Origin of the sequence: Capilliphycus salinus ALCB114379 (genome assembly GCF_047276495.1) — a bacterium.
Taxonomy (GTDB): Bacteria; Cyanobacteriota; Cyanobacteriia; order Cyanobacteriales; family Microcoleaceae; genus Capilliphycus; species Capilliphycus salinus.
Genome location: NZ_CP178543.1, coordinates 2167501 through 2181666 on the forward strand (window position 1 = coordinate 2167501; position 14166 = coordinate 2181666).

The following is a 14166-nucleotide window of genomic DNA, read 5'->3' on the forward strand; positions in this document are numbered from 1 at the left end:
GTTCTTCAGTATCTAGTATGCTAAAATGATAGTTAATAAAATCAATAAAGACGAAAAATGTATTCAGTAGTGATAGCTGAAGAGCTTGTTCCGGTTGACAATTAAGCGATATGTGCTGTTAACTGAAATCAGAAAAAGAGTAAATCAGTAATAATGGCTTCAAAAAAGGAAATTAAAATGCTCACAGAAATTCTGGAGCTAGAAGGAGTAAAAGTAGTGTCACGTTATCAGCATAAAGGGAATTATTGTGCAGTTTTCATAGATTTAGAGAAGTCAAAATTAATAGCCCTACTCGCAGGAAGAACAACTGATGAAATCAAAAAAGTATTGATGGGATGGGGGAAAGAAGTGTTAGAAAAGATAGAGGAAGTTAGCATAGCTCTGTGGAAAGGATACAAAAGCTTAGTCTTAAAACTCATGCCAAATGCTCAAGTTGTAGCGGATAGATTTCATGTAATGGTACAAATCAATCAGGAGTTAGATAAGCAAAGGAAACAAGAAAGGCTGAAGGCAGAAAATTTGCTAAAAACGGCTAAGTCGGAATTGGAAAAAGTAAATTCCGAAAAAGTTTTAGCAGGATTGAAGAAGAGTAAATATGCCCTTTTGAAGAATGAAAAAGATTTGAATGAACAACAAAGCCAGAAACTAGCCGAAGTGAAAGAGGTTTCTCCCCTCCTGAAAAGGATGCACGAATTCAAAGAAAAAATTCGTCAAATCTTTGAGGAAACAAATGATTGGTTAGTGGGATTATGGCAATTAGGGAGGTGCTTAGATGAAGCTCAAAAATATTTCCCAAACAGTCAAAAGACAATTATTCGATGGCTAGATGAAATTATTGCTTACTTTGATCATAGAACAACCAGTGGTGTAGTTGAGGGAATTAATAACAAGCTGAAACTGATTAAACGTTCGGCTTATGGATTCAGAAATTTTAAAAACTTTCAATCAAGATGTTTACTGAATTGGAATTTTAACTAAATTTTTAGCATACTAGGTACTGAATAACCTAATATTTTAATCCTAAAACTTAAATAATTACAGCTTTTCCTGCATTAGCTAACTGGCGTAAAAATAGCGTGAGCGGACACAAGCCGCACTCGTAATAGATCTGATGCTTGTATGGTAAAGGTTACAGCGTTTTTTTGACAACACTTTTCATCTGTGATTTGAAGAAAATTATGCTCATGTTCCGGGTAACTTCTAGCTTAATACTATATAAATTCATCAACAGTAGACTATTCCTCCTCCAGAATCGCTTCGATTTTCTCAAGCCAAGTCTGCACCCGCTGCCACTTCTTCGGGCTTTTCTCCCACAGCTTTGATTTGTTGAGGCGATGGTAAGCATCCTTAATTTGGGTTTGAGGAGCATCCTGCGGTTGGGGAGCCGATTGCAAATCCTTGATGCGTTCTTTAATCTGAGTTAACGACAAATTGTTCTCAACCACTTCGGCCAATAATTGCTGTCGGTTCGCCTCATCTTTGACTTTGGCGATCGCCTTGGCTTTGGTGTATTCAATTTTTCCTTCGCGGAGAACGTCCAGAATCTCTTGGGGGAGTTTGATCAGTGGCAGTCGGTTGGCAACGAACGATTCCCAACTCATTCCCACCGACTCAAACACCGATTGCACGGTTTGCAGTTCGCCAGTGATAACGTTATCACTAGACTGTTTATTCCTCAGTCGGTATAACAAAGCCGGGACTTCCGATGCTCGAAGTTTGAGTTCAATCCCCAACAATGCCAAAATTCCCTCCGTCTCTTCAACCGGATTGAGATCCTCTCGAATCAGGTTTTCCACTAGAGCCAGAGTCATCGCCTGTTCGTCGGTGAGATTGCGAATTACCACCGGAACCGACTCCATACCCAGATTTTTTGCGGCACGGTAGTGCCGTTCTCCGGCCACCAATTCATACTTTCCATCTCCCGCCGAACGCACCACCAAAGGCTCTAAAATGCCATGTTCTTTGATAGAAACTTCCAGTTGGCTTTGCTTCGTCGGATCGAAGTAACGCCGGGGTTGAAAATTAGATAGCACAATTGCACCGAGCGGTAAACTTGACTCCGGCTCAGAAGGCAGTTCGGCAATGAAATTAGAAACGGTGCGTCGTTTAACCAAGAAGTTTCAGCGCCTCCGTAAATAGAGCCTGATCATCAGCAGCGGCGGACTTCGCTGTGGTATTGGAAAAATCAAAGACCGTTGCCAATTGTATCGGTGCATCGGATAAACACTGCCGTTGATAAATCACAGTTTTGAGTAGAGGAAATCGAGTATCTGTAGACAAAGCTTGTTGAGCTTCCCGCAACAGTACCGTTCCCTTCATGGCCCGGCTCAAAAATAAACCCACTTTAGTTGACATACTCCCCCGTTTTAAAACGGGGGATTCTGGAGTCAAACAACAGTAGCAGGGAAACCCTGTCTTACACTGTCTAATCCAAGAGTCGATGCCCCGACTAAGAGCGATGTTTAAAGAGGCATTTTCCGGAGCGTCCGTTAATACTTGAGCAGGACGGACAACGCCATTCTCTAACATTTAATTCCAGTTTTTCTAGAACATGACCGCAGTGAAAACAAGTCTTGCTCGATGGATACCATTGGTCAATAAAGACGATTGATTTTCCTTTCTTAGTGGCAACCCATTCAAGAATTTCAATGAATTCACCAAAAGCCAAGTCACCTATCTTTCGCCCCCAAAGTCTCTGCATTCCTTTAAGGTTTAAAGTCTCGAAACAAAGAATATCAAACTGGTCTGTGAGCTTATGAGCTAACTTCCAGAACCAGTCTCGGCGACGATTTGCAACCTTTTCATGCTGCCTGACTAAATGTTTTCTCGCTTTCTCCCAGTTGTTAGAACCTTTACGCTTTTTAGATAGGTTCCGAGAAGCTTTCTTAACACCATTGATAGCTTGTTTTAAAAACTGCGGTGAGTCGATAGAAAAACCTTCAGAGCAAGTGAGAAAAGTCTTGAGTCCAAAATCGAAACCTGCGATTTTACCCGTCTCTGGTTTGATTTCGGTTTGACTGCCAGTATCAACAACGACTACTAAAAACATCTCACCTAGAGGCGTTCTCTTAACCGTTACAGTCTTAACTTTTCCTTCGATGGCTTGAGAATTCCAGAACTGATATACTTTACTACCAATCTTAATTCTGTTGCCGCCGAGGAATTTATACCCAGCTTGTTTTCAGGTGAATGACTTGTACTTTTTAACCTTTTTGAAATTAGGTGGTCTGACTCCTTTCTTGTTATACTTGAAGAACAGTTGATAAGCTTTCTCTATGCGCTGACAAATATCTTGAACAGCTTGAGAGCCTACTAATTGCCAGAACTTGTTACGCTTTCTCAGCTTGGCAATATGCTTTTGAAGTCTTGCACAGTTTAAGTGTTTTCCCCTCATTCGATAGTATCGCTTATGCAAAGCGACACAGTGATTATAGATAACCCCGGCTACGTTGATAGCACGTTTTAGGTATCTGTTTCGCTTGTGTTGGTAGAGCTTAAACTTTAGAGTCTTCATGGTTATCTATGATATCATGAACTGTAGACTACTGCAATCTGTCAACGTGAAATCAACATACAGACACTTTAATCATGCTATTGGAAGCGCGACTGTGCATCTAGTCTGGATTCCTTGTCGCAGAAAAAGACTGTTTTATCGAAACGAACCCCTGAAACTCAGATGTATAGAGATTTTTCAGTCAGTCGCTAACGATAACAAGTGGGTTATTAAAGCAATAGAAGTAGCATCAGACCATGTTCATCTTTTAGTTGAATATGATCCTCATCATTCTATTGCTCAAGTAGTTAAAGCTTTTAAAGGTAGAACGTCTCGGTTTCTTAGGAAAGAGTTTCCTGAACTGTTAAAACTTCCTAGTTTATGGACTCATTCTTATATGTTCGATACCACTGGGAAAATAAGTAGCACTCTTGATACTTGATTACATTAACCATCCTCATCATGGTTAACCTTTCACCGCCATTTAAAAATGGCTCCCTCACTTATATCCCCCGGCTGAAGCACGGGGGCTTTACGTTTCGCCACCGTAAACCTCCCCGAATCTTCTGACGATGGCGAATCACCTGGAGAATTTTGTTGCTGCTGCTTACATCCAGTCCAGAGGGTTGGCAGGGAACCAAAGCCAAATCCGAACAATCGAGAATGGTTTTTGTGACTTCGCTCAAACTGCCGGGGCCGTCAATCACAATAGTATTGTACTGAGCTTGGGCAGTTTCAACTACTTCAAATAATTCTTCAGGATCGAGAGAAGCCCGATATTCAAGGGTTGTCGATTCAATCTGACTCACCCAAGTTGAACTGGACTGTTGAGCATCCGCATCCACCAGCAGAACGGAGCCTCGTTGCCGGGATAGCCAGTAAGCCAAATGAACGGCGGTTGTACTTTTGCCGCAGCCCCCTTTTTGATTTACCACACCAATGACCGCCATTCAATTTCGCCCGTTCGACTTGTTATTCTCTATCATGGCGGACAACGGCAAGCTTTACAAGTCTATTTACTGAGCTTTTTTAAGGCGAATGCAGAAGATTAAATTTAAGCGTGATTCTTATGGAGATAAAATATCGTCACAAAGACGCTTATCTTTATTATTCAGATTAGGGTTCGTTTTGAGATAAACTTTTGCCCGGTCACAACTCCGTTTCAATAGATCATCTAAATCCTTGTTTAAAGAAAATTCTCCCTCATTATTTTTAACTGCTATCACCTTAGTATCAGAATTAAACTGTTCACCTGAAAATGAATCAGTTCTGTAGAGAGTCGCTTGTTTCTCTATCCATCCGTTAAGAAAATGAAGAGTAACTCGACCCTCATAATGTTCAAGTGCAAGGATATTACCTTTTTCATTAAAACTAATACTTTTGACTGGCTCATCATTTTTTATCTGATATGGTTTTACCTCTCCAGTTTTTACATCCCAAAGTTTGACATTATTATTAGCACTAACTGAAACAATTGTTTTGCCATCTGGACTAAAAATAGCATGGGTAACTTTATCTGTATGGCGTCCTATATTCTTACTAAAAGTTCCACCCTGTGTCCACAATTTTAATGTTTTATCATCACTGGCAGAGACAAAGCCTTTGTTTTCGGGATGAAAACTAACACTATTCACCTTATCTTGATGAGCATCAAGGTCATTATCTTTAGATATTGTTTTAGGGTGTTTTCCATTAGAATCCCAAATTTTTATAGTATTATCATCGCTCGCTGATACAATCGTTTGACCATCTGGACTCCAAACTGCACTGTTAACCCAATCTGTATGATCTTTAATCATAACTGATTGCTTACCATCAATATCATCTTTTTTTACATCAAAAGTATTCGCTTTCGTTACCCATGCAACTGTTTTTCCATCATCACTCCAACTAATGCTTTTAGGCTTTTCAAAAAAATTCAAATCAGTACGTCCTGATATTGTTTTTATATTACTGATCTGATTTCCATTCCGGCTCCAGAATTTTATCGTATAGTTATACCTATATTTTTCGTGATTTAAAATGCTACTTACTGAAGTTAGAAAATTACCATCAGGGCTAAACTTGACTTCACTCTTAATCTCTTGAGACTCTAAGTTGTTTTTGTAGTTTAATAATGGCTGAGTTTCAATTAATTTACCTTCACGACTCCAAAGTTTGAGAGTATTATCATCGCTGACAGAAGCTAAAACTTCTCCATCCGGACTAAAACTAAGAGACTCAACTGGAGCGGTATGTTCTCGTAAAGTTTTAATGCGACTACCATTATGAGTATTTGAGAGGTGAATTGTATTATCTTCACTCGCTGTTGCAATGATGTCACCCTCGGGACTAAAACTTACGTCTGTAATTCTACTTTCATGTTTAATCGTGTTTTTGTGTTCTTCCAGAGGTTGGTTTAGAGTACTGTTATCAATGGCCCATAGTTTTACAACATTATAGTTTTCATTTTGATTTCCATGTATGGAAGCAATAGTGCGACCATCTGGACTCAATTCAATATCGCTTATTCCATAATCTTCTATGGGCTTACTTTTTTCTGGAAGAAGACTATTATAAAACCAAAATTTTATTCGACTGTTTTGAGGTCTCACATAAGAATAGCTTAAAGAGGCAATAATCTGACTATTAGAGCTAAATTCAATATCAGTTATTTCCTCAAGATGGTCTGTTCCTGTTCCTATTTCTATCTCTTTGCCATCACGGTTCCATATCTTTAAAAAATTATCATCACCCCTGGTCGCAATGATTTTACTATCGGGACTAAACTTAACTTCTTTTACCTCATAAGTATGCCCAGATAATCTTGCAATCAACTCGCCATCTGTTTTCCAAAGTTTTACTTGATTATCAGAGCCAATAGAAGCAACCCGTTGATTATCTGGACTGAAGTAAACACCCGTAACCCTGCTTTTTTGCTCTAAAGTTTCGATCATTTTCCCCTTCTTGTCCCAAAGCGTGATTGAATTATCATTACTTACAACAGCAACAATTTTTCCATTAGGACTAAGAGTCACAGAATTTATTTTCTCCATTTGCTCCGTTAAAGTAATTTCTCTTTTTTCTTCAAAGTTATACAGCTTAACTTGATCGGCTCTATTTGTCTGTTTCCATATGGGAATATTAATTTTCCAAAGTTTTACTGTATCATCATTACTGGCTGAAGATAATATTCGTTTTTCTGGACTGTAATCAAAGTCATTTATACTTTCAATGTGACCTTCTCTGTTCCTATTATACAAAACCTCTAGATCATCAGATATACTAAAATCCCTATAAAAACTTGGATTTTTACCAACGATAATATTTTCTTTTGGGTGAATCAATTCAACATCTTTTAAGTAAGAATGCCCGTGTACTTTAACTAAATCACCTGCAAGGGTGTATAGTTTTACACTATTATTTTTATTGGTAACTTGAATTATATCATTCTTTAAAAACTCAAGCTCTTGGGTTCCATAGTTATCGATATCATTAATCTTGTTTCCTTCAGAATCCCAGATTATTATAATACCATTCTCATCCGCCGATGCAATAAACTGACCATCGGGACTAAAACTAACATGAGTTACTTCACCTTCATGTCCTGACAAAACTTTGAACAAAGTACCTTCTTCTAAATTCCAAAGTCTTAGTTTCTTATCTTTACAAGAAGTAGCAATTAATTTATTATCTGGACTAATACTTACACCTGTAACCTCTTGTGGATGTGAAAAATTATTGATCAAATTTGAATTATCTACCTTGAAAACTTTAGCAGTCTTATCTTTACTGGCTGTTGCTAGTAATGTCCCATCTTGACTCCAACTAACATGAGTAATATCTTCTTCATGCTCAAAGGTTTTCTTAGGTTGAGAGCCATCCACCCACCACACATTTACAGTATTGTCATTACTAGCTGTAGCAATCATTTTACCATCCGAACTAAAGCTTGAATAGGTAACATCATCTTCATGTCCTTCTAATCGGTTGTATTCTGTAACAGTTTGAATAGCTTCACTAAGCTCTGACAAAACTTTATAACGAGTACCAGGTAATGCTCCTATTGGGAACCGCTTCAGATTTTTTCCCGCTTTTATTGCAGAGATGAGCCGGTCTAGTTCTCGATTATTGCTAGATGTCGCACTAAGACCATATAGATAAGTATTAATCCCAATTAAAGAGGCTAAAACCGCAACAGAGCTAACAGCTAAAACAGTTATTCCTAATGCAATAGCTGCACGACGGGCGGTTTTAAGCTGCTGTTGAAGTGCTTTGTTTAGCTTTTCTTCTGTTAGCCTTCGCTGTTCTCGTTCTTTTTCCAATTCAGCAAATAACTGAGCGGATTCTGACTGTTCTTTGCGAATAAAGTGAACTAAGTAGTCGTGAACTAACTGATAGCAATCTTCGGGATTTTGAGGAATCTTTAAAACTAACCCCGAATTGACTAGCAACGTTAAAATCAAATCTAATCTATCCGGTTCTATCTCAATAAACTCCTTAAGTTCAGAACGAGTTTTTAAAGGGCGAGTATTGTTTTCATCGGTTAATAAATATAAAGTCAATTTGGCAAAACGTTCATTTTCTAAACCACAATCTTTGACAACATCTTCTAGAAAACGCCCCACGATAGCATTTTTGGGTCCTTTTTCTTTATACTGATCTATAGTGGTAATGTTCTCGGCTTGTAGCTGTGCGCCTACGACTTGCAGTTCAATTGGGCGTATACATCCCAACTCTCCCGCTAAATCTCCAATCAATTCATCGATTAATTCGGGAGTAAGTTGAAAAGGAGTTGGAGCGGTTAAACTTTGAATAACAGCTTTTGCTCCTTCTGGGGTGAAGTTTCCAATATAGTGAAGGTGTCTTTGACTGAGAATATCGTTATTAACAATATCCAAACTAACTAACCGATTATTACATTCCAAAAGATAGTAGAGATAGTCTTCGCGCAGGGAAAGAATAACCTGAACAAAGGGGATATTTAGACAATCTCGCAAAAATTCATAGAATTGCTTGCGCTCATGCTCATCTTTATGAATGAAGAAAAATTCTTCAAATTGGTCAAAAACTAGAACGGTTAACCATTCTCTCTCATAAATTACTTTTAAGCAAGATAGCAAGTCTTCGGGAGAATTTACGTGTTCAGGAATAGATAGAGTATTCCCTCTACTTTTACAAGCTTGGGTCAAGCTTTTAGTCAATTCAACCAACCAATTGCGATAATATTGTTGCAAAACGGGTAAAACATCACGAGTTTCAATAGACTTATGCTTCAAAACCGGAATTAATCCCGCTTGTAACAGAGAGCTTTTTCCAACTCCAGATGGCCCGTAAAGAATTGTTAATTTATGTTCGGGGCGTTCGATTCTTCCCCTTAAAATTTCAATATCCGGCCATCGTCCTGATGCTGCAATTTCTTGTGTTATTGTTTCATAATTCGTTGGTTCGCCAAAGGCAAAACAAGGATTATAAATATCTTCTTTAGGCTGTAATCTCCCCGCACCAATAAAGGCTATAAAATTATACTGTTGTTTAAGTTCTTGACCCTTTTGCCTAAACTTAAAAGCTTCTAAATATTCACCCTGTTTAAAATATTGATCGCGTAATAGTTGAAGAATCTTAATAACAAGATCGGGATCGGAATCTGTATGCGTCTGCTCCAGCGCTGCCTCTAAACTAACCGTTCCCTCTTGACTTTTCCCCTGTGCGATATAGGCTTTAGCTAATGAAAATAAGTACCACCCCTGCTGATATTTATCGGCTAACTCTAGGTCGGCTTGTTCTTGGGATAAAATTGACCCCAACTCGGCTGTATGTTTAACTTCTTGTACTAAACTTATAGCATTTTCTGCACATTTTTGAGCTTTTTTTGCTGTTGATTTATGCAGGTAAACTTCAGCTAAAAAGCCATAAGTTCTTGCCAGCCTGAGACGCCCCGAATAAGTTTGATGTAAGGTTAATGCGTATTGGGCGCTCGCTTCGAGATCGTTCCACTGTTCTAGTCGGTGTAAAACATCCGCTAAAGCATTAATAAATCGTGCAACTAAATCGGGACGTTCATTTTCTCTCAATAGGTCAGTACACTGTTGAAAATAGCTCCTAGCTTGAGCCATCGCTGACTGATATTCTGCCCGATATTTATCGGCATAGCTTCGCCACCAAACACCGAGACTGTGAAGAACGCAAGCTTTCCTTTCAACATATTGATTTGTGGTTAAAAGAGCTAAACTTCGTTCATAATGAAGTCGGGATTGTTCAATAGAATTAGTTGTTGTATCTCGCCCCAATACAAACTCAACACCCGCTTCTAAAATCGGTTCTAAATTTACTCCCCGTTGTTTAAGTTCTTGTCGAGCCGACTGCAATTCGGTTAAAGGTGAAAAACCTTTATTCACATTGAAAACCATATCGCTGCTGACAAATCGACCCGCCCCCCACCTCCAACACTTTATCAAAGACTTCATCAGTGGTTTTCTGAAGAAATTGAATTAAATCATCGGTGGCCACATAAAATTCAACAGTTCCAGCCCAACTGTAAAAATCCGGTGCCAATCTAATAAATTCATGCAATACCCGGTCATTCGCCCAAATTACCAAAGGAAAAGGAAAATGTAGGCGGAATTCTTCTCGGGCAACATTGGCATTTGTTAAAGCTTTGGGTAGATTAACAAGTGACTCCAGACCAAAGACGATCAACCCTTGAGGAGAACGTTCTCCAAGTTGACTTTTAATGGTTGTATAAAGAGCTTCAACAGATTTTTCTAAATCGATTTGTTGAATTTCAACCGAATAGAGGTCTTGAAGATGACGGGTTAGGCTTTTTTGCAAGGAAATCGAATTGCAATGTGCCAAAATTAGAGAAAATTGTGCATTATTTTCAATTGCCCAAGCAAGCTCTTGTAATGCACTCTGGTTGTCTTCTAAGTTCTTGGGTTCCTCTGGAGTTATCATGTCTATAGTTTCCCAGATTCTAGCAAAATTGGATTGACTTCAAACCAGGACCCGTCGCGATCGCGATATTCGTATACAAACATACTGCGAATTAAAACTTGATATTCTTCATCTCCGCTCACTTGTTTATATTGGCGCTGTTGTAATTGACGTAAAAGTTCCCATTCCCTGTGATCAATACCTAATTTCTTTTGATTGCGAGTCTCTCGAATCACTGTTTCTAATCCCTGACGCGATAAAGGAAGTTGTCGCTCTTTCCTAATCCAAGTATTGAGTAGCTTTAGTAATTCTCGGACATGACCGCCACTCATGCGACACAAATCATCAAAAGTTTCCGGCGAGTCAAAAAGCTCGTGAATGCGGGTCATTTGAGTCTGATAATCTAAACCCGGAAAAGCTCTGGCTAACACCATTTCTCGTAACTTGGCCATACCCATTGGACATTCACTGCCGTCTCGCAATTTGACGGGAACCATCGGCAGAACTTTGGGATCGGTTCCAAATCGATTGGTAAGCTGGCTGAGATCGTTGGAAAACATCAAGCTCAACGGCATGGTATAGATTATATGGCACTTGAGTTGGCGTAACTGTTCACCCCGATCTACAAACAGATATTCTGCTTGAGGTCGTCCCCAAGCTTTGGTTCGATTTTCAACCCGATCCAAGTTATCAACAATAACAACCAAGCCTTTTTTACCCTGTTGCTTTAATTTGAGAATTCCGGGTTCGATCAGTTCGGTATTAATTGCTTCTAAAATATTAGTGGTTCGCGGCTCTAAAAAATCTCTAAGCTTATTGCGTAGCTCCGGGCTATTTTTGGCTTTTGCCGTAATTTTTCCTATTCCCAATGCGCTCAGAGAAATACCTTCTGTATCACTGGCATTAATTTTTCCAACTCCCGGAATTCCAGCTTCCGCAGAAAACTTTCCATCTGTACTTGCAGAGATTTGACCCAGACCGGGAATAGTAGCTTCCGCAGACAATTCAAGTTCGGTTTGCAGCAATCTAGCCGCACCTTGTACAATTTCCTGAAATCGTTTTGCTGGTGGAAGTTTAATGTTGTCTAAACTTTCTAAACTCTCGCTGACCCGACGGGCGATCGCCAACATAATATCACCAATATCTACATCTCCCATTTCCAAGTCTTGGGATGATTCAAAATAAACGACGTGAAAGCCTTCCTGTTTTAACTCGGCTTCTAGACGTCGCAATTCCGTAGATTTGCCACAACCAATATGTCCGGTAAACAGTTCACAGGTGGGTTTATCTGGAGAGAAAAAGGTGATATTTTCTTTGAGTTCCTCAATGATTTGATCTCCTCTAACTTCAGAAAAATCAATATAATACTGCCGATCCTCTAAATTATCCAAAATTAGGGTTCGACTGGGGTTGGTTGCTTGATAAAGTTTTCGTAAGTCTAATTCCACAACTAAATCTATAATTCTATCGTAAATTTTTAGAGTTAATTCAGATGAATAACATGATGAATTATTCAATTAAATATTGATACACCCCTACTTAACCATACTCGCACAAGTCTAAGCTGATTTGCAAGAACCTTTTTCCAGAATAATCAACTAATTATGTTACTTGTTAAGTCCCTGCCCGATCAATGTTAAAAGCTTTGATTAAGAGGGAGGAACATCTTGGGGGTTAGGGCTAGGGACGTCAGGAAATACGGCTATTTTGTCAGGGGTTTCAGATACCGGAGACAGCAAAGACAGAGAGGCGATCGCGCCCTTGACCTGTTCGGGTTGAATCTCCAAATACTCCTGCAACTGTTCGAGGTTGCGGTGGCTGGATATCTCCTGAATGGTTCTCAGGGGGATTCCGGCGTTGGACATCTGGGTGAGGGCGGTTCGTCTCATTGAGTGGGTGGAGGCGCCGTCAATGTCAACCCGCTCAAACGCCTTTCTCAGCACCCGTGAAGCGGAATCGGGGTTGATGTGGCGGTCTTGTTCTTCCCTGAAGACTCCCCCCGGAAACAACCAAACTTTACCCGCTTCGGGTTTGTACTTCTCCAGGTATCCCCTGAGTTCGTCGAGTACCGGGATGGTGCGGGTTGCCAGCTTGCGCTTTGTGTGGGATTTTCTGAAGGTCAGTTCAGGCCTGACGCGACCTTTGCGATCGTAAACGTCGGCTGTGTGGAGAGTGCAGGCTTCGTTAATTCGGGCGGCGGTAAACAGGCAAACGGCAAATAGCGTCCGATCTCTGAGGTTGTACAACCCCTGATTAAATAGAATCTGAATTTCATCCGGGGATAGGATTTTTGCCTTCCCGTGTCGGTTAACTTTCACGCCCGTATCCACAGCTAATGGAATTACTCTATTTGCTCGGGCTGTAGTTTACAAGTGGACGAAAAAATCATTAAAAATTTTTCCTCTCTTCACACAATATTCAACCTCTACACTTTCCAGATATTTGTCATCAAGGTAGCTTCCTTAGCATTAAGCTAATTAACTAAAATTATTATTAGGGTTTGAAGCTAATCATCAAAAAAAAACCAGAGTGATATGATCAACCCTGGTAATCTGATCTTGTTGTCTAATCGCTAAACTTGTGATTTAATCTCGTCAATGTGTTTAGTGATTCGCTGCTCTTGACAATTATTGAAAGCGGTATTTCGGCCCGATTCTTCCTTGATATCATGGCAACTTTGGTTCAACCGTTTCGCAGCTTCCATCAGTTTTAGGCGCTTTTAAATTGGTAAATTCTCAAGATTTTTCATGGAATTAACTCCTCAAAGATCTGGATTGATTGAATTATACTCGCTAGCTTTTCAGGATTTTGAGTCGAGGACTGCTCTAACTCTGGAATGGCTTCCTGAATTAAGTCTAACAGTCCATCCCTGATTATTTCAGCCTCAAATCCCGAATAACTGATCAACCTGTCGTACAGCCGCACCGCTCGGCGCACCCGCCCCTTGAAGGCGACGGCGATATTCTTGTTCTGACATACTCGGAAAGGAAACTCAAAGAAATCTTACCCCGTTCCGGTTCAAATCAGTTAGGCTGCACGAACGATTGGGTGGCTTCGCTATTTCTACGCCAAAAGGCTGCTGTATAAGGCTTTCAGCAAGTAAAAAACTGAAGCATTGCAGTTATAAAGATATTGAAGCTTCGGAGCGTGTTCGCAGCAAATTTCGGATGGTACACCCTAGCGTGGAAATAGCCAAAACCCCGTACAAAATAAAAGTTTCAGTAATTTTAGCTCATTTGTATTCAACTTTTTAGTCTATACCAGCCGTGTCAAAACTCTGACTATCATGGTTAGTTGGTTGGGAATCATTAGAGGAAGTTTCCTCGCAATTAAAGTTTAATGATTCTATCGTCATATACAGCATTGAATCAGCAGAATTATATTTATAACTTGAAATAGCTTTTATAATTTTAAGAGGAATTTCTAAAATCCCAAGTATACCTATCAATGCAAATGAAGCTATAATAATAATGATAGCCAATTCTAAAAAAACGATGGTCAAGTCTTCCATAATGTGATTCCTCTCAAGTTCAAACAAAGTTGACTAGAGTTGCACGGATATTTTTTTCTCTTTAGTTGGGCTAATGCGCTGATTAAGCTGTCACGAAGTGCCAAAAAACTAAAAGCAGTTGCTCATAGTGACGTTGGAACAATTACCCCAAGTTGAAACAAAACTAAGGCGATTCCCATTGTTGCTAAGAGTCCAGGGATTGCAGCTAGTATGAAGTAAAAGTTAGTTTTTATCGCCAGTCCGATGGCAC

At 39.6% G+C, this 14166-nt stretch carries 10 protein-coding genes and 1 pseudogene; 2 read left to right on the top strand and 9 right to left on the bottom strand.

Annotated elements, in window-relative coordinates:
- Window positions 1-177: 177 nt before the first annotated feature.
- Window positions 178-978, top strand: coding sequence for an ISL3 family transposase (locus ACL6C3_RS08925; RefSeq protein ID WP_413166808.1), 801 nt, complete (start codon window positions 178-180; stop codon window positions 976-978).
- 257 nt (window positions 979-1235) lie between these two features.
- Here ACL6C3_RS08925 and ACL6C3_RS08930 read toward each other — a convergent pair whose 3' ends face one another.
- From ACL6C3_RS08930 to ACL6C3_RS08940, 3 genes are all read right to left on the bottom strand, one after another.
- A complete protein-coding gene (locus ACL6C3_RS08930) occupies window positions 1236-2114 on the bottom strand; it encodes a ParB/RepB/Spo0J family partition protein (protein WP_413166809.1) in 879 nt (292 codons plus the stop codon).
- Window positions 2107-2355, bottom strand: a complete 249-nt coding sequence (locus ACL6C3_RS08935) for a hypothetical protein (RefSeq protein ID WP_413166810.1) — start codon at window positions 2353-2355, stop codon at window positions 2107-2109. The genes ACL6C3_RS08930 and ACL6C3_RS08935 overlap by 8 nt, the downstream gene beginning before the upstream one ends.
- A gap of 94 nt (window positions 2356-2449) precedes the next feature.
- Entirely contained in the window at window positions 2450-3145 is a 696-nt protein-coding gene (locus ACL6C3_RS08940) for an RNA-guided endonuclease InsQ/TnpB family protein (RefSeq protein WP_413168285.1), read from the bottom strand.
- Window positions 3146-3560: 415 nt separating this feature from the next.
- Here ACL6C3_RS08940 and tnpA point away from each other — a divergent pair.
- Window positions 3561-3963 (top strand): annotated as a pseudogene (tnpA, locus tag ACL6C3_RS08945) (IS200/IS605 family transposase).
- A 33-nt stretch (window positions 3964-3996) separates the two neighbouring features.
- Here the strand turns inward: tnpA and ACL6C3_RS08950 are convergent.
- From ACL6C3_RS08950 to ACL6C3_RS08975, 6 genes are all read right to left on the bottom strand, one after another.
- Complete coding sequence (locus ACL6C3_RS08950) at window positions 3997-4443, bottom strand: AAA family ATPase (protein ID WP_413166811.1); 447 nt, start codon at window positions 4441-4443, stop codon at window positions 3997-3999.
- A 117-nt stretch (window positions 4444-4560) separates the two neighbouring features.
- Complete coding sequence (locus tag ACL6C3_RS08955) at window positions 4561-9870, bottom strand: hypothetical protein (protein WP_413166812.1); 5310 nt, start codon at window positions 9868-9870, stop codon at window positions 4561-4563.
- Complete coding sequence (locus ACL6C3_RS08960; protein ID WP_413166813.1) at window positions 9863-10426, bottom strand: hypothetical protein; 564 nt, start codon at window positions 10424-10426, stop codon at window positions 9863-9865. The genes ACL6C3_RS08955 and ACL6C3_RS08960 overlap by 8 nt, the downstream gene beginning before the upstream one ends.
- A 2-nt stretch (window positions 10427-10428) precedes the next feature.
- Window positions 10429-11853 carry a P-loop NTPase fold protein gene (locus ACL6C3_RS08965; RefSeq protein ID WP_413166814.1) on the bottom strand — a complete coding sequence of 475 codons (1425 nt, stop codon included), beginning with the start codon at window positions 11851-11853 and terminating at the stop codon, window positions 10429-10431.
- 201 nt (window positions 11854-12054) lie between these two features.
- Window positions 12055-12735: a tyrosine-type recombinase/integrase gene (locus tag ACL6C3_RS08970; RefSeq protein WP_413166815.1), complete on the bottom strand. Its 681-nt coding sequence runs from the start codon at window positions 12733-12735 to the stop codon at window positions 12055-12057.
- 920 nt (window positions 12736-13655) lie between these two features.
- Window positions 13656-13916 (bottom strand): hypothetical protein, encoded by a 261-nt coding sequence (locus ACL6C3_RS08975; RefSeq protein ID WP_413166816.1) that lies wholly within the window; start codon window positions 13914-13916, stop codon window positions 13656-13658.
- Window positions 13917-14166: the final 250 nt, after the last annotated feature.

Bases quoted from the DNA above. Each gene is read 5' to 3' on its own strand.
- ACL6C3_RS08950 (WP_413166811.1), bottom strand. From the start codon at position 4,443: ATGGCGGTCATTGGTGTGGTAAATCAAAAAGGGGGCTGCGGCAAAAGT.
- ACL6C3_RS08935 (WP_413166810.1), bottom strand. From the start codon at position 2,355: ATGTCAACTAAAGTGGGTTTATTTTTGAGCCGGGCCATGAAGGGAACG.
- ACL6C3_RS08975 (WP_413166816.1), bottom strand. From the start codon at position 13,916: ATGGAAGACTTGACCATCGTTTTTTTAGAATTGGCTATCATTATTATT.
- ACL6C3_RS08925 (WP_413166808.1), top strand. From the start codon at position 178: ATGCTCACAGAAATTCTGGAGCTAGAAGGAGTAAAAGTAGTGTCACGT.
- ACL6C3_RS08960 (WP_413166813.1), bottom strand. From the start codon at position 10,426: ATGATAACTCCAGAGGAACCCAAGAACTTAGAAGACAACCAGAGTGCA.